The organism is Wandonia haliotis (assembly GCF_039523435.1).
In the GTDB taxonomy this organism is placed as follows: domain Bacteria; phylum Bacteroidota; class Bacteroidia; order Flavobacteriales_D; family Crocinitomicaceae; genus Wandonia; species Wandonia haliotis.
The window spans coordinates 18938-40048 of record NZ_BAAAFH010000011.1 but is presented as its reverse complement, the minus strand read 5'-3'; the positions used below and the strand labels follow the sequence as shown (position 1 = coordinate 40048).

Here is a 21111-nt window from a genome sequence, read left to right as displayed (position 1 = left end):
TGGTATTTCCGTACTTTTGCCCTATGATTGATACTTCAATAATAGGGCAATTTGCCGATTTAAAAGTACTGCGTATTATACCTCACGGTGCTGTACTTGATGGGGAACAGTTAGGAGATATCCTGTTACCCAAACGCTATTGTACGGAACAGCTTCAGGAAGAAGATGTTGTCCGGGTGTTTGTTTACTTTGATTCTGAAGACAGAATTGTCGCAACAACTGAAGAGCCCTATGTAAAACGAGACGAATTTGCCTTTCTTGATGTCCGGGAAGTGAACCGTATCGGTGCTTTTATGGACTGGGGGCTACAAAAAGACCTGCTCATTCCATACCGGGAACAGAAAGCAAATATCCAGGAAGGTGGAAATTACCTTGTATATTGTTACTATGATCAGGAAAGTGAACGACTTGCAGGGTCAACAAAAACAGCTAAGTTTCTGGATACAGTCCCCCCTGAATATGTACCCGACGAAGAGGTAAATATTCTTGTTACTGAGGAACATGAACTCGGTTTTAAATGCATTGTTGACAATCTTTTCTCAGGGATGATTTATCACAACGAAATTTTCACTCCTGTTCATATCGGAGAGAAAAGGAGAGGTTTTGTAAAACAGGTTCGTGAAGATGAAAAAATAGATGTTGCGTTACAGTTGACGGGGAAAAATAGTTCTCACGAACGCAAAGATCCTATCCTTGATTACCTGAAAACACATGATGGTGTCATGTTTATAACCGATAAAAGCGATCCTGAAATGATTTATGACACTTTTGGTATGAGTAAGAAGATGTTTAAAAAGGCAATCGGACACCTCTATAAAGAGAAAATAATCCGTATCGAAAAGGACAAAATCGTGTTGAACAGATAGCGCGCGGTCAGTAGTAAAAGAATATGGAACCGGATACTTTTTTATCATTTCTGGGAGCTAGTATTTTACTTACACTATCTCCCGGACCGGATATTCTTCTTGTTATTACCAGTAGTTCTGCCAAAGGATTTAAAACTGGTTTTGCGATAGCAACAGGCTTGTGTTCCGGTCTGATTATCCATTCTTCAATTGTTGCATTTGGAGCTGCCGGTTTATTAAAAACGACTCCCTGGATATTCTGGAGTATTAAAGTTTTTGGAGCTGGTTATCTTCTTTGGTTATCGTATCAGGTATTCAGCTCCTCACATCGTATTGAACCTATTCAGGAAAACCTTAGAGAGACTACCTTTTTCAGGCTTTTCTCTAAAGGGTTTCTCATGAATGTTTTGAACCCTAAAGTTACTTTGTTTTTTCTGGCTTTTTTACCCCAGTTTATTCCCGTAACCAGTACCTCTCCCCTATTTCACACCTACTTTTTGAGCTTCATTTTCTTTGCACAGGCTCTGCTTATCTTCACCGCTTCCGCTTATTTTTCGGATCGTCTTTTGGGATTCATTCGCCAATCAGAAACAGGACTTCTTTTTCTAAAATGGGCGCAAATTGTACTTTTTATTGCGATTGCTGCGGGTATTCTGCTTACCTGATCTTATTCTGCTCTATTATATGTAAATTTGTACTCCAAATATCATGTGGATATGAAATATAATCTCAGCGAAATTACAGATCTGATTAAAGACAGACGCACCATATATCCGGAACAGTATACAACCCGAAAGGTACACCGGGAAATCGTAGAAAAAATCCTGAATGGGGCTATCTGGGCTCCTACTCATGGAAACACGCAACCCTGGCGTTTTAAAGTATTTATGGATGATTCACGTAATAAACTATCCGATTTTTTGGCGAAATGGTATGTTGACAATACTCCGGAAGATGCATTTAACACGATGAAATTTCAGCGTATGCGCGAACGTCCTCTGCAAGCTTCTGTCGTTATTGCAATCTGTATGGAACGACAACCGGAGGAAAGAATTCCTGAACTAGAAGAAATCGAGGCTGTTGCCTGTGCGGTGCAAAATATGCATTTGATGTGTACAGCTTATGGAATTGGTGGTTTCTGGGCATCTCCGAAAGTTGTTTATACAGCTACCATGAATGAATTTCTCGGATTAGGAGAAAAAGACAAATGTCTGGGGCTTTTCTACATGGGCTATCCGGAAATCGAATGGCCTAAAGCACATCGTAAACCAATTGAATACGTTACCGAATGGATTCAGGACTAGAACATCCGTTTGACCTGGGATTGGTCAATTATCACAAGCATCCTTCCGATGCCAATTATGTAGTTTATCGCTTCAAGGATAAAAACCGGGCGGATCATTTTGAACAATTACTGGTAAAAGATAAAATCTGGTACGAACGCTCCAACCCGGAAGCAGACGAAAAAGAGTATTATCTCATTGCCATCCACAAAAAGAATTTTGGTAAAACACAAAAACTCAATTATGAGACGGAAGGAAAATTTAAGAAACCACTAATAAAAAGTGGATTCTTACGTTATTTTTTCGTTTTGTTCATGATTGCACTGGTTACTTTAGCCGCTCTGGGATACTGCAGACGAAATGTATATCTGGAAGAAAAGACCAGACAAATTGAACAGGGAACATCAAATTAGAAAACGGAAACATTTGAAAAATAAACGTACACATACCACGCTTCTCAAACGTATCTCATTCGTTCTTTTTCTTCTTGTACTCTCGCCTGCCATCACATACGGTCAGTGGGATCAGGAAAAGGAAGCTAAAAAGAAAATGAAGAGTCAGAAGCGGAATCGTTTCCCAAGTTACTTCGGACTACAAGTTAAACCGATCATTCCAATCCGTATGTTCGGAACCGGACCGGAAACACTTTCTAAAGATAATTTTTCAGCTACTGTTACGCCTCTGTGGGGATACTCTTTCGGGGGAACTATTCGCATTGGTATTACCAAGCGTTTTGCTATTGAAACCGGTCTGAATATTGTTCGTCGTAATTACCGTACGGATTATGCTGTTCCTGATTCAAACCTTTCTTCTCAAACAACTCTTGGCGTAGTCAGTTATGACATTCCTCTAAATTTATTGATCTATGTACAAATGTCAGAGAAATGGTTTATGAATGCCTCCTACGGAGTTTCAGGAAATTTCTATCCGAGTAACGTTCGGACTGATGATAACGGTTACCCGAATATGTTTAGCACAGAAGGATTGCGGATGAGCTGGATTCGTGCTGCCATGAATGCTAATGTGGGGGTCGAACTAAGAACCGAAAAAGCAGGAACTTTTTATCTGGGAGCTTCGTTCCAGTATCCTTTTGGTGCCATTTTTAAAATAGCTACTACTTATAAATATAAAAACATCAATAAACCCATATACGGAGAAATGAACGGGACTTACGTCACCTTCGATATTAAGTATTTCTTACCGTTTATAAAAAGAAAAGGTCCTCAGTTTATACCGGGACCTATAGGTTAATCTCTCAGGAAATCATATCAGAATAATTTTGCCTGACCGGACTCTTCATCGTCCTCCTCCTGGTCATCTTTTGTCATATCCCATTCCACTTCAAAGGGAGCTTCGTCATCTGCTGATATCTCTTCTTTTCCGTTCTGATCCTTAGGTTCTTCTATCGGCCATGGTTCATCTCCTTCAACAGGACCAACCAACTGAATCTCCTTCGTTTTCAATTTCGTCAACTGATTCCCGATAGCTTTCATTCCTTTGATATCAATAAAATCAGCAATCTCTACTTCCTTATCCGGCAAATTCTTTGTTGCTTTCAAAAGTTTGTTGAAGACAATATTCACCTTCGGTCGGTATGCTGTCGAAACGACATCCATTCGCGCCCCTTCTGCTTCCGGAAGGAACGAAACCATTTTATCGCTAGTTACTTCACAAAGAAAACGTTTTACGAAATGTAAATCTCTCTCCGGATCATAGTACACGCAAGAGATCGGATGATCAGGATGCCACTTTTCAATGTGAATCAGATCTTCTTCAAAGTGAGTCGCCAGATCAAAATTAGACAAACGATATTGTCCGGATTGATACAAAGTAAGGATCCTATCCTCACCTTTAAACTGTCCCAGGAATTTCCCTCTGCCCTCGTCATTTAATCGTTTGACAACCGGATCGAACCAAATTTTTCTGGCAGCAAGTGTTGACCCTCCTACTTCCTTCTGGGTGATTTTGGCAACAATTTCTTTCGTTACTCTGTTTCCAGCCGCTGTTCTGCTCTTGATTAGAAGATCTCCGAAATCTATATCAAAACGAACCCGCTTCAAATGCGGACGCGGACGTAAATGAACTGTTACAATTTCTTTTTCACCATTTGGATGAACCGAGAAATATAGCAACTTCGATCCTTTTGCCCCCTTTGTCAAGTCATACTCAGTATCACGTGTAAGTGAATTTACAAAGAATCGTTTCATCATGGTAGGACCACCTTTCCCGTCCTGATACATCATGTGATAAATGGTACGCTTGTCTCCCTTTCTCCAGATTCCGCAATACACAATCCCTTTCCCGACAAACTTTTTATCAGCCACTTCGGTAACCATCATTTTACCGGTATCGAAGAACAGGATCACATTATCGATCTCCGAACAATCAGCTACAAACTCAGCTTTCTTCAGATTCCAGCCAATAAAACCTTCTTCCACATCTACATAAAGCTTTTTGTTAGCTATAATAACCTTTCTGGCCTGAATGGTATCGAATACACGAATCTCTGTTTTTCGCTCCTTACCGGCTCCGAATTTTGTTTTCAGTTCTTTAAAGTAATCAATCGCATATTCTGTCAGGTTATCCAGCTTATACTGAATCGCTGCCAGTTCATCTTCCAACCGGTTGATCGCCTCGTCTGCTTTAAAACTATCAAATTTTGAAATCCGTTTAATCTTTATTTCTGTTAAACGAACGATATCTTCTTCTGTAACGTCTCTTCTCAGATGTTTAATAAATGGCTTTAATCCTTTATCGATTGCAGCAATCACACCTTCCCATGTTTCTTCTTCCTCAATTTCGCGGTAGATACGTTCTTCGATAAAGATTTTTTCAAGGCTGGAAAAATGCCATTGTTCTTCTAATTCTCCCTTCCTGATCTCCAGTTCGCGTTTCAATAAATGCAACGTATTATCCGCAGAGATTTTCAGCATTTCACTTACCCCCAGAAAACGAGGTACATCATTATCGATAATGGAGGCATTCGGAGAAATAGAAACCTCACAATCGGTAAACGCATATAATGCATCTATCGTCTTATCCGGTGAAACTCCTGTAGCCAGATGGATCACTATTTCAGCAATAGCTGAAGTATTATCTTCAATTTTTTTGATTTTAATCTTCCCCTTATCATTTGCTTTGATAATGGAATCAATCAAAGAAGTGGTCGTGGTTCCGAAGGGAATTTCAGTAATAACAAGGGTTTTTGTGTCTTGCTTGGATATCCGGGCACGAACACGGACTTTCCCTCCCCGTAATCCATCATTATAACCCGAGAAATCAGCCATTCCTCCATTTGGAAAATCCGGAAGAATTTCGGCTTTCTTTCCACGAAGAATCTGAATGGACCCTTCAATTAATTCAATAAAGTTATGCGGAAGAATTTTACAAGCCATTCCGACAGCAATTCCTTCCGCTCCCTGCGCCAAAAGCAGTGGAAATTTCACAGGAAGGTTCTGAGGTTCCTTGTTTCGTCCGTCATAGGATGCCAGCCATTCTGTTGTTTTCGGATTAAATACAACATGATTGGCAAACTTAGACAAACGCGCCTCAATATATCGGGGAGCTGCAGCAGAATCTCCTGTCAAGGTATTCCCCCAGTTTCCCTGGCAATCAATCAACAAGTCTTTTTGTCCCAATTGCACAAGTGCATCTCCAATCGAAGCATCCCCGTGCGGGTGATATTTCATGGTATGCCCGATAATATTGGCAACCTTGTTGTAACGGCCATCATCCATTTCTTTCATGGAATGCAGGATACGTCGCTGGACAGGTTTTAATCCGTCAGCTAACGAAGGAACAGCCCGCTCAAGAATTACATACGATGCGTAATCCAAAAACCAATCCTCGTATAATCCGCTGAGGGATACAACCTGATCATTATCGGCATCATTATTCTCCGGCAGGTTGTTGTTCTCTTCCATTTCAGGCTCTTCGTTCTCTGCCATATTATTCCTGTTCTTCTTTGATTAATTCTTCGGCTACCGTTTCTTTCTCTTCTACTTCGTCTTTTTCAACACGCAGATTATCTATAATAAACTCCTGTCTTTCCTGTGTGTTTTTCCCCATGTAGTAAGAAAGTATGGTTTCAATACTATTCTGTTTGGACAAAATAACCGGTTCCAAACGAATGTCTTCTCCGATAAAGTTGGCAAACTCATCCGGAGAAATCTCTCCCAATCCCTTAAATCGGGTAATTTCCGGATTTTTCCCTAACTCTGCCATAGCTTTTCTTCGCTCATCTTCGGAGTAACAATAAATTGTTTTTTTCTTGTTTCTCACTCTAAAAAGAGGTGTCTGCAAAATATATACATGCCCTCTTTTTACCAGATCCGGGAAAAACTGCAGGAAAAAAGTCATCAACAACATGCGGATGTGCATTCCGTCAACATCGGCATCGGTTGCAATCACAATGCGATTATACCGGAGATTATCCATCTCATCTTCAATGTCCAGTGCGGCCTGAATCAGGTTAAATTCTTCGTTCTCATACACGACCTTTTTGGTTAGCCCATACGAATTCAACGGCTTTCCCCGAAGCGAGAAAACAGCCTGTGTGTTAACATCTCTTGATTTGGTGATGGAACCACTCGCCGAATCTCCCTCGGTAATAAACAGTGTCGTATCCTCTCTCCGATCATTTTTTACATCTGTCAGGTGAACCCTGCAATCGCGTAATTTTTTATTGTGAAGACTAGCTTTTTTAGCCCGTTCTCGTGCCAGTTTACGAATTCCGGAAAGTTCTTTTCTCTCTTTCTCCGACTGTTTGATTTTCTTTTCCAGAATATCAGCTACTTCCGGATGCTTGTGCAGGTAATTGTCCAGTTTTTCTTTTAGAAAGTCATTGACAAACGCCCGCATAGATTTCCCATTCGGTTCAATCTCCTGCGACCCCAGTTTTGTTTTTGTTTGTGACTCAAATACCGGCTCTATTACTTTTACCGAAATAGCTGCCACAATCGACTGTCGGATATCCGAAGCTTCGTAGTTTTTATTGTAAAAGTCGCGAATTACCCGTGCTACAGCTTCCCTGAAAGCACTTTGGTGTGTACCTCCCTGTGTTGTATGTTGTCCGTTTACGAAAGAATAATAATCTTCCCCGTAGGTTTTCCCATGGGTCATGGCCAACTCAATATCATCTCCTTCCAAATGAATGATCGGATACAACGGATCGCCATCCATATTATTCTCCAACAGATCCTGTAATCCATTCTTGGACAAATAGCGCTGTCCATTGAAATAAATACTTAATCCCCGGTTCAAATAACAATAGTTCCAAATCATTTTCTCGACAAACGGAAGCTTAAAAACGAATTTTTTAAACACCGTATCGTCAGGCACAAACTCCACGTAAGTTCCATTCGGTTCATCGGTTTTCTCTACAGGATAATCCTGCAACACCTCTCCTTTGGAAAATTCGGCCATCTTTTTTTCACCATCCCGAACTGAATAGACCATAAAGTGAGAAGACAAAGCGTTGACTGCTTTTGTACCGACTCCATTCAAACCAACCGATTTCTTAAAGGCTTTGGAATCATACTTCCCTCCGGTATTAATCTGGGAAACACAATCGATAACTTTCCCGAGAGGAATCCCTCGTCCGTAATCCCGGACGGTTACTTTCCCGTCCTTAATCTTGATCTCAACCTTTTTACCATTCCCCATGACAAATTCATCAATGGAATTATCCACGACTTCCTTTATCAGGATGTAAATTCCATCGTCCGGCGAAGAACCGTCTCCGAGTTTCCCGATATACATACCGGGACGCAAACGGATATGCTCTTTCCAATCAAGTGACCGGATATTATCTTCCGTATAATTATTTTCTGCCATGCGAAAAAGAAGTTTGAGATGAAACCTAACAAAGATACGAAAGAACAGTGGTTTAGCGACACGTACAACGAACCAGTTTTTAACGATCTTTCGTTAATAAGGTAGCTGTTATCCCCTCCCTCTCTCCTTGCTTTTCGCACAAAAAAAGTCACCTCACACTACCTATTGAAAATCAACCAACTGAAAATAATTTTCAAAAAAACTTCAACTTTTTTTCATTTTTTTCTTGCACAAGCAAAATTTATACCTACCTTTGCAACGCCTTAAACGAAAGGCACAACAGTATTGAGACAAACATGAGTTAGCTGTCGCTAACGGGACTTGAAAAAGTTCTTCACAATATTGGTCTGGTAGTTCAGTTGGTTAGAATACCTGCCTGTCACGCAGGGGGTCGCGGGTTCGAGTCCCGTCCAGACCGCTAAGGAGAAATCCAAAGCTTATCAAAACCGCTTAAATCTTAGTATTTAAGCGGTTTTTTGTTTTTAGCATATCACAAAAAATTCAAGAAATCACACCCAAGTTGGTAACCTATTCGGTAACCTCTTTTGTAACATTGCAAAAGGTTACCGAATTAAACTGAATCCCTTATTAATAAAAGGATTTAGAAGGTTTGTTTTGTAGCGTTTTGAAGGATTTTGATACCAAAAAATGAATTTTTCAAGGTAACCAAAAACTCAAATAGTATGAAAACAAATCAAACATTCACAATTTTGTTTTGGCTTTACAAAGGCAAAATGCGCAATGGAAAGGCACCAATCTATTGCAGAATAACAGTAAACGGTAAGCGAGCGCAATTCTCCCTTAAGCGATCAATAGAACCTACAAAGTGGATTGCCTCTGCAGGTTCTGCAAAAGGAAACACAGAAGAAGCTCGAATTCTTAACAGCTACCTCAACAAAGTTCGCAATGAACTGCACAAGCATTATAATTTACTGGAGGCCACTGATCAATTTATTACGGCAGACACCATCAAAAACAGTTATCTAGGGACAGGAGAAGAACAAAGAAGCTTAATCGAAACCTTCCAGTACCACAATGACCAGATGAAAGAATTGATTGGTGTAGACGTGGTAAAAGCAACCCACACCAAGTTTGAAACAGTACTTAAAAAGTTAAAGCTCTACCTTAAAAATAATTACAAGCGTTCCGATATCTTTCTGCAAGAGCTCGATCACAAATTCATAGTAGATTTTGAATACTTCCTGAAGGTTGATCAGGCGATAAGTCATAATACAGTAATGAAGTATATCCGGAACCTTAAGAAAGTGATGAACATGGCTGTGATGAATGACTGGATAACTAAGAACCCATTCATCAGCTTCAAATGCTCCACTAAAAAAGTTACGCGTGAGATCCTCACAGAAAAAGAACTGCAAACACTATCCGAGAAAGATTTTTCCATCCAACGCCTGGAAGAAGTCCGCGATATTTTCCTGTTCTGCTGTTACACTGGCTACGCCTTTGTAGACGTTGAGAAACTAACTCCTTCAGATGTTGCCCTGGGCATTGATGGTGGTAAATGGATTTTTACCAATAGAAAAAAAACTGGAGCCACTTCAAATGTACCTCTTTTACCTCCGGCACAAGAGAGTATTGAAAAGTATACAGAACATCCCTACTGTATTGCGAAGGGAAAATTGTTACCCGTTAAAAGCAATCAGAAAATGAATGCCTACTTAAAGGAAATCGCAGACCTTTGCGGAATCTCCAAGAAGCTCACAATGCATATAGCCCGTCATACATTTGCAACAACCGTTACGCTTTCCAATGGCGTTCCAATTGAAACGGTTTCACGCTTATTGGGGCACACCAAATTGGCAACTACACAGATTTATGCGCAAGTTCTAGAACATAAAGTTAGTGAGGACATGAATAAGCTAAAAAGAAAACTCACAACTGTACGGAGTAAACAAAAAACCAATAAGTTGAATCAAGCCAACTAATTCTAGTCTTTTTTACTGATAAATTCTAACAAAATAAATTGTAATGTGTCAATTATTAGGGAATTAACGTCCTATTATGTGTCGATATTGTTATATTTGCATCTTATGCAATTCGGATTTGTAAAATCAATAATATCATTAATATTAATTTGCTCGTATTCTTTAGGCTTCGCGCACAATTTAATACCGCATTGCAATTCCGTCCATGGTTATGAAGAGCATGACGAAGTAATAACTCATCACAGCCATTCACATCATTTTCACGATGACGATAGTTCTCAAAATAGAGATCATAACCATTTAGTACACGAAGACCACTTTGACAATAATTATTTCGATTATCTAGCTTGTCTGCTTGAAGAATTTCATCATTCTGACAACTCATGCAATACAGATCACTACACCTATACTGCCGAAAGCAAGGTCTATATTGATAAAGTACTTAAATCTACGGATTTACAATCCTCTTTAAATTACATCTCTTTTATAATTCCGGAATCATCTGGAAAACCTTACGCTAACTATCTCATATTTGGGATTTCGAACCCTGGGATAGCACAATATCCTGATCGGGGACCTCCAATTACTTGTTTATAAAATAGTGTAGGCACTCGCCTAGTATTAACCGGAAGAATTGATTCTTCTGGACATGTTGCATTATATAAATAAGTCAAAATGATTAATAAAATAATCTCATTTTCAATAAATAATAAATTGATCATTGGATTACTCACAATTGCCCTCATTGTTGGTGGCATATGGAGTGCGTCCAAAGTTCCGTTAGATGCTGTACCTGATATAACGAATAATCAGGTACAAGTAATTACCCAGGCACCAAATCTGGGTACAGAAGATATAGAACAATTCGTTACCTACCCTGTTGAAGTTTCAATGGCGAACCTTCCAGGAGTTACAGAAATTAGATCCGTTTCTCGTTTCGGATTATCAGTTGTAACCATTGTTTTTGAAGACGATATGGAAACATATCTGCCAAGACAATTGGTTGCTGAAAAACTCACGGAAGTGAGGGAGGAAATTCCAAATGGATTCGGTGTACCAGAAATGGGGCCGATCTCCACAGGATTAGGAGAAATCTATCAATACACTCTTGAAGTTGAACCAAAATTCCGCAATAAATATAGCGCTGCCGACCTTAGAACAATGCAAGATTGGATTGTAAGAAGACAAATGGCAATGGTACCAGGAGTAGTTGAAGTAAACGCCTTTGGTGGAGATATTAAACAGTATGAAGTTGCAATCGATCCTGAACAATTGAAAGCGATGGGAATTACCATTATTGATGTCTTCAATGCTTTGGAAGCAAATAACGCAAATACAGGTGGTGCATACATCGAAAAGGATCACCTTGCTAATTTCATTCGGGGAGAAGGACTTATCCGAAGCCTTTCTGAAATTAATGATATCGTTGTGAAAAATGTAAATGGTATTCCGTTAACGATAGGAGATGTTGGCAAAGTACAATTTGGAAAGGCAGTAAAGTATGGCTCTCTAACCAAAGATGGTTTAGGCGAGGTTTCAGGAGGAATGATTCTCATGTTAAAAGGAGCTAGTTCGAATGATGTTGTTGAGGCTGTACGCGAAAGAATGAAAGAAATTCAAAAATCACTGCCTGAAGGTGTTTCTATTCAACCTTTTTTAGATAGAAGTACGCTAATAGCCAAAACTACGGGTACCGTCAGTCAAAATTTAATTGAAGGCGCATTAATCGTCATTTTTGTACTCGTTTTCTTGCTTGGGAATTGGCGTGGAGGATTGATTGTTGCTTCAACCATACCGCTCTCGTTACTGTTCGCTTTTATTTTAATGAATGTATTCGGTGTTTGGGCAAATTTAATGAGTCTGGGGGCGATTGATTTCGGAATAATAATAGATGGCGCAGTAATTATTGTTGAGGGAACAGTTTTTCTCTTATACTCTAAAATTAAAAATACAACTAGCCTAAAAAATATTACAAGCGAAGACCGAGATAATATTACCTATGAAGCATCAAGTAAAATGATGAATTCTGCTTTTTTTGGTCAGTTGATAATACTAATTGTATTTATTCCAATTTTAGCACTTCAAGGTGTGGAAGGTAAAATGTTTCAACCTATGGCGTTGACATTCATGTTTGCTATGATTGGGGTAATGATCTTATGTTTGACATATGTGCCTATGATGTCTGCGCTATTTCTGCGTGTCAATAGCGAAAAGAAAAAAACATGGGGAGATAAATTTGTGTATTGGCTTGAGGGTGTTTACGAACGTTCACTTAGCAAAACATTTAAAAGAGGAAAGTTAATAGGAGCATCCGCTATATTTCTTTTAGGACTCGCCACTTTCACATTCTCAAAAATGGGAGGTGAATTTGTACCGCAGTTAGATGAGGGAGACCTTGCATTTCACGCAATCCTTAAGCCAGGTAGTTCCTTAACTGAAACAATCGAAACGACTACTAAAATCGAGAAAATTATCAAGTCTAAATTTCCTGAAGTTGAACATGTACTAAGTAGAATTGGCGTGGCTGAAGTACCAACAGATCCGATGCCAATGGATATTGCGGATTGTTTTATCATATTAAAACCTCAAAGTGAGTGGGTTTCTGCTTCTTCAAAAGAAGATTTAATCAATCAAATAAAAGAAGCCGTTGAAGTAGTACCAGGTGTAAATTACGAATTCACTCAACCAATCGAAATGCGTTTCAATGAACTCCTCACAGGGGTTCGAGAAGATTTAGCAATTAAGTTGTTTGGTGAAGATTTAGATGTATTAGCAGCGAAGGCAGAGGAAATCGGAAAAATAGTGAGTTCGATTGAAGGTGTAGCAGACATGAAAGTTGAGGCTACAAGTGGACTACCTCAAATTACAGTTAATTACGATCGTAAAAAAATCGCGCAGTATGGGCTTAATGTTGAAGACCTTAATTTTTATGTTGAGGCAGCTTTTGCTGGTGGAAAAGCAGGTGTCATTTTTGAAGGCGAAAAACGTTTTGATTTAGTGGTTCGTTTGGACGAAGCACATAAAAAGAGCATCGATAATTTGAAGAATTTATTTGTAAACCTTCCCAACGGATCACAATTACCACTTCGAGAATTAGCGGAGATTAGTTATCAGCCTGGTCCAATGCAGATTAGCAGGGATAATACGAATAGAAGAACTTATGTTGGTATTAACGTCCGGGGTCGAGATATTCAATCGGTGGTGGATGATATTGAAAAGAAATTAGATGCTAATTTGAATTTACCTCCAGGTTATTATATCAGATATGGTGGAGCTTTTGAAAACTTGGAACGAGCAAGCCAAAGATTGAAAATTGTTGTACCAATTGCACTCGGATTAATCTTTTTGTTAATCTTCTTTGCGCTTAAATCATTCAAACAATCATTAATGATTTACATGGCTATTCCATTAGCTGCTATCGGTGGTATATTCTCGCTGTGGTTACGTGGAATGCCTTTCAGTATTTCTGCAGGAGTTGGATTCATTGTATTATTTGGTGTAGCTGTGTTAAACGGGCTGGTACTGATTAGTGGTTGGAACGAGTTGAAAGAAGAGGGAGTTGACAACATTGATGAAAGAATCAAACTAGGAGCAAAAAGACGAATTAGACCGATACTTCTTACTGCCTTAACAGACGTATTAGGATTTTTACCAATGGCGATTTCTACTTCTGCGGGAGCGGAAGTTCAACAGCCATTAGCAACTGTTGTGATTGGGGGAATGATTTCAGCCACCTTGTTAACGCTGTTTGTATTGCCAATTCTTTATAGAAGAATCGAAAACAAGAGTAAGAGTAAAGGGGGAGCTGTGCCAGTAATTGGCCTATTATTTCTATTTCTACTACCTACAAATATTCTAAATGCGCAGACTGAGGATAGTACTTCAATTACATCAATTGAACAGGCCATATCAATTGGACTAAAAAACAATGGTTATGTAAACTCAACGAAAATGAATGTTCAGTATTTAGGAACTGCAGAGAAATCCGCTATAAATATTGATAAAACTGATTTCAATGTGCAATACGGACAATACAATAGTTTGGAAAATGACTTTGGATTTAACGTAAATCAATCATTTGAATTTCCTACTGTTTATAGTTCGCAAAAAAAGCTTGCAGAAAAGAAAACAGATGAAGGAGAAATACAATTGTCGGTTGTAGAAAATGACTTGCGTAAAGAAATAAGACAAGCGTGGTACGAGTTATCCTATAATCATGATAAACGAATTTTACTTGAATATCAGGACTCACTTTACTCTGAATTTCTTCGTGCAGCAACTATTCGTTATGAAGCAGAAGAAGGAACCTATCTTGAAAAAGTTTCTGCTGAAACACAATTAATGCAGATCCGAAATGAACTTAGTTTAATTGAAGTTGATATTTCTATTCAGGAAAAAAGAATAAAATCCTTGTTAAATGATAACTCAATTGCAGAAATCGTTCCGCAAAAATTGGATAAAAAGCAAATGAATTCAACCTTGGATTCAGAATTAATTCAATCAAATCCGACACTAAGGTCAATTCAACAACAGATCATCGTTGCTCAAGCCGAAATGTCTGTAAATAAAGCAAAAATGCTCCCAAATTTATCAATTGGTTATTTCAATCAATCATTGATTGGTAGCCCAACGGTCAACGGATCAGTTGCTACAAGTTCAAATCGTTTTTCAGGGGTACAGGGAGGTGTTTCGATTCCCTTGTTTTACGGTTCTTATAAGTCCGAAATCAAAATGGCTCAAATAAAATCTGAGATGGCACAAGTGAATTCAGACTATTACCTAGTTGCATTGACCAGTCAATATGAGCAGTCTCTAAATGAAATATTAAAACTTCAAGGAAGTTTAAATTATTACGAAGGAAGTGCTCTTTCACACGCAGAATTGATTATTGATAATGCTCATAAAAGCTTCTTAAATGGTGCAATAGATTACGTAGAGTATTTTCAAAGCATTCGACAAGCACTAGAGGTAAAATTCAATTATATCAACACAATCAAAGGGTATAATATAGCAGTAATCAATATAGAACATCTTATTAATCAATAATATTGAAAAGGAACAATTATGAAATTGACATTTAAAACATTAGCATTCTTAGTAGTTATATCCGCGTTTACATCATCTTGTGGAAACAGTGATGGTAATGATGAAAATCACGATGGACACGAACATCATGATAGTCATGACCACGAACATAATCATAATGAAAAAGAAGGGCATACGCATTAAATAATTTACGCTGCAAGTTGAATTTACGAATGGATTGAATCAACTGTTGAAAAGCGTTTAAATAAAAATTGAAAAAAATGAAAAGAAATATTGAAAAGGTAATTTTCTTCCTGTGTTTGTCGCTTGTAATTGCGGCATGTGGAAGTAAAGAAAACAAAGAAGGTGGCCATGACCATGACCACGGAGAGCACGAAGAAGAGCATGCAGATGAAGTTCATTTATCTCAACAACAATTCACTTCACTTAAAATGAAAGTGGACACATTGAAGGTGCGAAATATGGGTGAATTTGTTGAATCGAATGGTCAATTAGAAGTGCCTCCCCAAAATGAAGCAACAGTTACAGCCCTATTTGGAGCAAATATTCAAACAATCAAAGTAATTGAAGGAGACAAGGTTAAAAAAGGACAAGTACTTGCCTACTTATCTCATCCCGATTTAATTGATATACAAACAGAGTATTCAAGTAATTGGAATCAACTACAATACTTGAGCTCAGATTATGAAAGACAGAAAAAGCTGTACGATGAAAAAGTTGGATCAGGAAAGGAATTTCAAAAAATAAAGTCGGAATATCTTGGAATGAAAAGTAAAGTTCGTGGTTCAGAGGCGCAATTGGAGATGATGGGCTTGAATACAGAAAAAATTCGACAAGGTGAGGTTTTTTCTAACATCGCAGTTAAAAGTCCAATTGATGGCAATATAAAATCGGTAGAAATTAAAATTGGACAATACGTGCAGCCCCAAACTGACATGTTTGAAATCGTGAATATAGAGCATATCCATTTAGATTTGATGGTATTTGAGAAAGACATGCATAAGGTGAAAGAAGGTCAGAATATTAGATTTTCGATTCCATCCAATCCAAACGAGGAATTAACTGCTAAAATTTACTCCGTAGGTAAATCTTTCGAACAGAATCCCAAAGCAGTCCACATACATGCTGAAATTGAAAATAAAAAAGGCTATCTAATTCCTGGAATGTATATAAATGCTCAAATTGAAACTTCTAATGCTGAAAGTATTGCTGTACCAGAGTCGGCAGTAGTGAAAGAAGGAGATAAGTTTTTCATTTTTACAGCGGAAAAAGAAAAGGGAAGTGATATAAAAGAATGGGGATTTAAACCTATCGAAGTGAGTGTTGGCACTCAAGACAGGGGATGGATCGAAATTAAATTGCTTTCACCTCTGAAATCAAATGTTCAGATTGCTTGGAACAATGCCTATTACTTGATGGCTGAACTAAAGAAAGGAGAAGCAGAACATACTCATTAAATTAGGTCATGTCGAGTTTTGATCCCATTTTCAATAACGTCCTGATTGACAAATTAACCATCAATCAGGATGGAGGAAAAAAGCATCATGAATTTGATCGTGCCCATTAAAATGAATTAGATAAGTTAATTAATGTTATGAATTCCGGAACTGATTACCTCGTGGTTTTTCAGTTCCGGTTTCTAAAAGCAATAAAAATTAAAAACAGTGAGATTAGTCTTAATATTTTTGATACAGTCAATATTTACTAGCACTTCCTTTGCTCAAGATGACCGAGTTCAAACTCTGTTATCAGATTTTTCTTTAGATTCCGTTCTCATCAATGTCAAAAAACTAAGTGGTGAGTTGCCAATCACTATAAATGGTAATTCTATTTTTATTCCAACTAGACTTTATAACAATATTGGAAATGAACAGGCTTTTCAATGGTCAAAAGCAAAATTTTTACAATACGGATTAGAAATTGATTCAATGGTGTTTTCTTCAAATGGGAAAAATCTATTTGGTATAAAATACGGCAATGTCTTTCCTGACAGATTATGTATACTTGGTGCCCATTATGACAATTTACCCACAGGAGTTGTCGCACCAGGAGCAGATGACAATGCAAGTGGTACAGCGGCTGTAATTGAAGCAGCTAGAATTTTATCCAATTATCAATTTCCAAACACAATCATTTTTGCATTATGGGATGAAGAGGAGTTAGGATTAATTGGTAGCACAGCGTATACAAACAATTTCAATTTTGAATCAGATTCACTTCTTGGCTATATCAACCTAGATATGATTGGTTGGGATGGTAATTTTGATAGTAAGTCGGAAATTCATGTTCGCCCAGTTTCAAACTCTTTGTTTCTTGCTTCTATTGCTGAAAAAGCAAATATTGAGTATTCTATTGGGTTAAATCTTGAAATTGTAAATCCAGGAAGTTCAAATACAGACCATTCACCATTTTGGCTTAATAATTTATCGGCAATTGGAATCAATGAAGAATATCAAGGAGATTTTAATCCTTTCTGGCATAGTTTGGGAGATACACTTGGTAATTTCAATATCCCATACTATGAACGAAATGCAAAATTAGCCCTAGCTACTTTTTCGACATTAGCCTACAATAAAAGCGGAGACCAAACGATTGAGGAATTAATCAATAATTCATTTGTTTTTCCAAATCCAGTTGATTCCAATCTTTTGATACAGTTTTCACAAGCTATAAATCAGCTTGTTACTGTTGAGGTTTGTAATATTTATGGAGAAGTTCTGAAATCCTCTTCATTTAATAATACTGACGTTATTGATATTGATTTTTACAAATATTCGTCTGGCACCTACTTCATTCATCTATTTACAACAGACAATTTCAAAATATTCAAAATTCAAAAAAATTAAATAACCCTTTTTTAAATCTGTTATGATAAACACAGACCCAAATCACAAACATACATACAACGAACAAGGTGTAATGACTTGTTGTTCGTTGGACGAAAAAATTAATAAAAAAGCAGAAGATCATGCTGGTCATGATCATTCTGGTGGAGATGAATCAATTTTACGCATGTTTTTACCATCTATTATTAGTTTAGGCTTATTACTAACTGCCATTGCTTTTGATATTTATTTTACACAATCTTGGTTCACAGGTTGGATTCGAGTAGCTTGGTACGTATCGGCATATGTGCCAGTTGGTATTCCAGTAATAAAAGATGCATTTCTTGCTATACGCAAAGGTGAAGTTTTTTCCGAGTTTTTTTTAATGAGTATTGCTACAATAGGTGCTTTTGTCATTGGTGAATTTCCTGAAGGTGTAGCCGTAATGCTTTTTTATGCTATAGGAGAAGTATTTCAAACTTTGGCTGTATCTCGAGCAAAAGCGAATATCAAAAGTTTGCTCGATCAACGACCTGATGAGGTTACTGTTTTAGAGAACAATCAATCGAGAAAGGTAAAAGCTGAAAAGGTAAATATTGGAGATATTATTCAATTGAAATCAGGTGAAAAATTAGGATTGGATGGCGAGTTAATTTCTGATTCAGCTTCATTCAATACTGCAGCACTTACTGGAGAAAGTAAACCCGATACCAAAACAAAAGGCGAAACAGTTTTGGCGGGAATGATCAACCTCAATACTGTGGTGCAAGTAAAAGTTACCACAGCTTACACCGATAGTAAATTGGGTAGAATTTTAGAATTGGTACAAAATGCTACTACTCAAAAAGCTCCAACCGAATTATTTATACGAAAATTTGCAAAAGTCTACACACCAATTGTCGTTCTACTTGCAATTCTAATCACAGTTTTACCTTATTTCTTTGTAGAAAACTATGAGGTTAACCAATGGTTATACAGAGCATTAATTTTCTTGGTGATCTCTTGTCCATGCGCCTTAGTTATCAGTATTCCATTAGGTTATTTTGGAGGAATTGGAGCAGGTAGTAAAAACGGCATATTATTCAAAGGCAGCAATTTCTTGGATACCCTTGCTAATATTCAAAATGTGGTAATGGATAAAACGGGTACAATGACAGAAGGAGTTTTTAAAGTGCAAGAAGTTGAATTAAATTCCGCTTTTAACAAAGATGAAATCTTGCAAATGGTCAATGCATTGGAAAGTCAAAGCACTCATCCTGTTGCTACTGCCATTCATGAATACGTTGGTGATATTGATAGCGCTATTAAATTAGATGATGTTGAAGAAATATCAGGACACGGGTTAAAGGCAACTATTAATGGTAAAGCCATCTTAGTTGGAAATTTCAATCTGATGGATAAATTTTCTATTACCTATGACATTGATCCAAGTACAATAATTTACACAACAATCGCCATTGCTTTTGACAGTAAATTTGTAGGATATATCACAATTGCTGATAGGATTAAGCAGGATGCACAAATTACCATCGATAAACTAAAAGCACTTGGTATTAAAATTACAATGCTAAGTGGAGACAAAAGTACAGTGGTACAATTTGTGGCACAAAAACTTGATATACCGGATGCATTTGGCGATTTGCTACCCGAGGATAAAGTCAATAAAGTAAAAGAAATCAAAGCTAAAAACGAAACAGTTGCTTTTATAGGAGACGGAGTAAATGATGCGCCAGTAGTAGCTTTGAGTGATGTAGGAATTGCAATGGGTGGACTTGGAAGCGATGCAACAATCGAAACTGCCGATGTTGTTATTCAAGACGATATGCCAAGTAAAATTCCGATTGCCATTAACATTGGTAAACAAACAAAAAAAATAGTTTGGCAAAATATCATCCTCGCGTTTGCGGTAAAACTTGTAGTTCTTATCCTTGGAGCTGGAGGTATTGCTACTATGTGGGAAGCTGTATTTGCTGACGTAGGTGTGGCTCTTTTGGCAATTCTGAACGCAGTAAGACTTCAAAGAATTAAATTTTCATCTGACAATATTTCCAAAACCCAGCATTAAATCAGGCTATTGGTTTATGCTTTAACCCCTAAATAAGAGAGTGAAAAATTTGTGGTAACGAGATACAGTGACATGCTTTCTGATTTTGAAAAATCGCTATCAGATATCGAAATTGAAATAGATGATATTCTTAAATTATCTGAAGTTTGTACGCAGTATTGTGAGGCCATGATTGCCAAACTTAAGGTTGATTTTCTTAATAGAAAAAAGCTATCTGAATCAGAAGAAATTACTTTTTTTAAGAATATAAAACCACTTTTTGTTTCAAGGCTTATTTACTATATATCCATATATAATATTGAAACAAACCGCCCTAATGGTTCTATCAAGATTAAGCGAAAATACCTCCAGATAGAACTCAATAAGCTCAAAAATTATTTTGATGAAAATCTCGATTTCTACAGATATTACCGTACTGGTAGCAACTACCTTGATCACAAATACTTTGTTCGAGGAAAGCAAGATCTTCGTTTAAGCTTAGATGCCCACACTTACGAGTTTGATAATGAATTCTGCACCAGCCATGATTTTAAAATATCCACCATCCTTGCTAACGACCTCCTCCAGGTACATTTAGAAAATGAACTCATGAAACTTGATTTCAATTCCACCACCAGAGACACCGAATTTATTCCCAAAAACATGATGCGTTGGACAGGCAGTAAAGTATCATTAATCGAACTCATGTATGCGCTTCATCAATCCGGCTCTTTCAATAATGGACAAACCGACATCAAAAGTATGGCAGCCTACTTGGAGAAAATTTTCGATATCGAACTTGGAAACTATTACCGCACCTGGTTAGAACTAAAAATTCGTCAAAACCCCACAAAATTTCTCGATTCCCTAGCTGATTCGCTAAACAGAAGAATTGAGGAAGATGATGAAAAATAATTTACCCAACTTGGGTACAACTTGTGAATAAACCTCATCAAATTACCACAAATTTGTCTTTCCGTTCTCAAAACGGATTAATTCAAAACAAGACAAATTATGGCAGCAACAGTTTTAACAACAGAAGACTTGCAAGAGTTCAAAGTAGAGCTCCTGCAGGAATTCAAAGAACTACTTAAATCACAATCAACCACACAACCTAAAAAATGGTTGCGATCTCCTGAAGTCCGTGAACTATTAGATATTTCACCCGGCACACTCCAAAACTTGCGTATTAATGGCACACTTCCCTACACCAAAATGGGAGGAGTAATCTACTATGAATATGCCGACATCCTGAAAGTCATGCAAGCCAACCGCATTCACCACAAATGA

General features: G+C 37.6%; 15 protein-coding genes and 1 tRNA gene. 14 read left to right on the top strand and 2 right to left on the bottom strand.

The features are described from left to right. The first annotated feature begins 23 nt into the window (after nt 1–23). The 5 genes from ABDZ97_RS08345 to ABDZ97_RS08325 are packed head-to-tail and all read left to right on the top strand — an operon-like array spanning nt 24 to nt 3379. Complete coding sequence (locus ABDZ97_RS08345; RefSeq protein ID WP_343786471.1) at nt 24–866, top strand: CvfB family protein; 843 nt, start codon at nt 24–26, stop codon at nt 864–866. A 23-nt stretch (nt 867–889) separates the two neighbouring features. Then, nucleotides 890–1510: a LysE family translocator gene (locus ABDZ97_RS08340; RefSeq protein WP_343786469.1), complete on the top strand. Its 621-nt coding sequence runs from the start codon at nt 890–892 to the stop codon at nt 1508–1510. Between the two features lie 51 nt (nt 1511–1561). Further along, entirely contained in the window at nt 1562–2149 is a 588-nt protein-coding gene (locus ABDZ97_RS08335; protein WP_343786467.1) for a nitroreductase family protein, read from the top strand. After that, entirely contained in the window at nt 2134–2541 is a 408-nt protein-coding gene (locus ABDZ97_RS08330) for a hypothetical protein (RefSeq protein ID WP_343786465.1), read from the top strand. Before ABDZ97_RS08335 ends, ABDZ97_RS08330 begins: the two co-directional genes overlap by 16 nt. 13 nt (nt 2542–2554) lie before the next feature. After that, nucleotides 2555–3379 (top strand): outer membrane beta-barrel protein, encoded by an 825-nt coding sequence (locus ABDZ97_RS08325; RefSeq protein WP_343786463.1) that lies wholly within the window; start codon nt 2555–2557, stop codon nt 3377–3379. Nucleotides 3380–3396: 17 nt separating this feature from the next. Here the strand turns inward: ABDZ97_RS08325 and ABDZ97_RS08320 are convergent, their stop codons facing one another. Together ABDZ97_RS08320 and ABDZ97_RS08315 are read right to left on the bottom strand one after the other, a co-directional pair. Continuing rightward, on the bottom strand, nt 3397–6075 hold the full coding sequence (locus ABDZ97_RS08320; protein ID WP_343786461.1) for a DNA gyrase/topoisomerase IV subunit A: 2679 nt from the start codon (nt 6073–6075) through the stop codon (nt 3397–3399). 1 nt (nt 6076) lies between these two features. Next, nucleotides 6077–7963: a DNA topoisomerase IV subunit B gene (locus tag ABDZ97_RS08315; protein WP_343786459.1), complete on the bottom strand. Its 1887-nt coding sequence runs from the start codon at nt 7961–7963 to the stop codon at nt 6077–6079. A 344-nt stretch (nt 7964–8307) separates the two neighbouring features. Between ABDZ97_RS08315 and ABDZ97_RS08310 the strand changes: the two genes are divergently transcribed. The 9 genes from ABDZ97_RS08310 (at nt 8308) to ABDZ97_RS08270 (ending at nt 21111) form a co-directional block, all read left to right on the top strand. After that, nucleotides 8308–8381: transfer RNA gene (locus ABDZ97_RS08310), tRNA-Asp, on the top strand. A 265-nt stretch (nt 8382–8646) separates the two neighbouring features. Then, entirely contained in the window at nt 8647–9906 is a 1260-nt protein-coding gene (locus tag ABDZ97_RS08305) for a site-specific integrase (protein WP_343786457.1), read from the top strand. Between the two features lie 675 nt (nt 9907–10581). After that, nucleotides 10582–14952 (top strand): CusA/CzcA family heavy metal efflux RND transporter, encoded by a 4371-nt coding sequence (locus tag ABDZ97_RS08300; RefSeq protein WP_343786454.1) that lies wholly within the window; start codon nt 10582–10584, stop codon nt 14950–14952. 18 nt (nt 14953–14970) lie between these two features. After that, nucleotides 14971–15135: a hypothetical protein gene (locus tag ABDZ97_RS08295; RefSeq protein WP_343786452.1), complete on the top strand. Its 165-nt coding sequence runs from the start codon at nt 14971–14973 to the stop codon at nt 15133–15135. Between the two features lie 77 nt (nt 15136–15212). Next, entirely contained in the window at nt 15213–16409 is a 1197-nt protein-coding gene (locus ABDZ97_RS08290; RefSeq protein WP_343786450.1) for an efflux RND transporter periplasmic adaptor subunit, read from the top strand. 207 nt (nt 16410–16616) lie between these two features. After that, entirely contained in the window at nt 16617–17798 is a 1182-nt protein-coding gene (locus tag ABDZ97_RS08285) for a M20/M25/M40 family metallo-hydrolase (RefSeq protein WP_343786448.1), read from the top strand. Nucleotides 17799–17820: 22 nt separating this feature from the next. Further along, nucleotides 17821–19842, top strand: coding sequence for a heavy metal translocating P-type ATPase (locus ABDZ97_RS08280; RefSeq protein WP_343786445.1), 2022 nt, complete (start codon nt 17821–17823; stop codon nt 19840–19842). 72 nt (nt 19843–19914) lie between these two features. Continuing rightward, nucleotides 19915–20736 (top strand): RteC domain-containing protein, encoded by an 822-nt coding sequence (locus ABDZ97_RS08275; protein ID WP_343786443.1) that lies wholly within the window; start codon nt 19915–19917, stop codon nt 20734–20736. 99 nt (nt 20737–20835) lie between these two features. Next, nucleotides 20836–21111 (top strand): helix-turn-helix domain-containing protein, encoded by a 276-nt coding sequence (locus tag ABDZ97_RS08270; RefSeq protein WP_343786441.1) that lies wholly within the window; start codon nt 20836–20838, stop codon nt 21109–21111.

Bases quoted from the DNA above. Each gene is read 5' to 3' on its own strand.
- ABDZ97_RS08295 (WP_343786452.1), top strand. From the start codon at position 14,971: ATGAAATTGACATTTAAAACATTAGCATTCTTAGTAGTTATATCCGCG.
- ABDZ97_RS08270 (WP_343786441.1), top strand. From the start codon at position 20,836: ATGGCAGCAACAGTTTTAACAACAGAAGACTTGCAAGAGTTCAAAGTA.
- ABDZ97_RS08280 (WP_343786445.1), top strand. From the start codon at position 17,821: ATGATAAACACAGACCCAAATCACAAACATACATACAACGAACAAGGT.
- ABDZ97_RS08330 (WP_343786465.1), top strand. From the start codon at position 2,134: ATGGATTCAGGACTAGAACATCCGTTTGACCTGGGATTGGTCAATTAT.
- ABDZ97_RS08340 (WP_343786469.1), top strand. From the start codon at position 890: ATGGAACCGGATACTTTTTTATCATTTCTGGGAGCTAGTATTTTACTT.
- ABDZ97_RS08275 (WP_343786443.1), top strand. From the start codon at position 19,915: ATGCTTTCTGATTTTGAAAAATCGCTATCAGATATCGAAATTGAAATA.
- ABDZ97_RS08300 (WP_343786454.1), top strand. From the start codon at position 10,582: ATGATTAATAAAATAATCTCATTTTCAATAAATAATAAATTGATCATT.
- ABDZ97_RS08335 (WP_343786467.1), top strand. From the start codon at position 1,562: ATGAAATATAATCTCAGCGAAATTACAGATCTGATTAAAGACAGACGC.
- ABDZ97_RS08290 (WP_343786450.1), top strand. From the start codon at position 15,213: ATGAAAAGAAATATTGAAAAGGTAATTTTCTTCCTGTGTTTGTCGCTT.
- ABDZ97_RS08315 (WP_343786459.1), bottom strand. From the start codon at position 7,963: ATGGCAGAAAATAATTATACGGAAGATAATATCCGGTCACTTGATTGG.
- ABDZ97_RS08345 (WP_343786471.1), top strand. From the start codon at position 24: ATGATTGATACTTCAATAATAGGGCAATTTGCCGATTTAAAAGTACTG.
- ABDZ97_RS08305 (WP_343786457.1), top strand. From the start codon at position 8,647: ATGAAAACAAATCAAACATTCACAATTTTGTTTTGGCTTTACAAAGGC.
- ABDZ97_RS08320 (WP_343786461.1), bottom strand. From the start codon at position 6,075: ATGGCAGAGAACGAAGAGCCTGAAATGGAAGAGAACAACAACCTGCCG.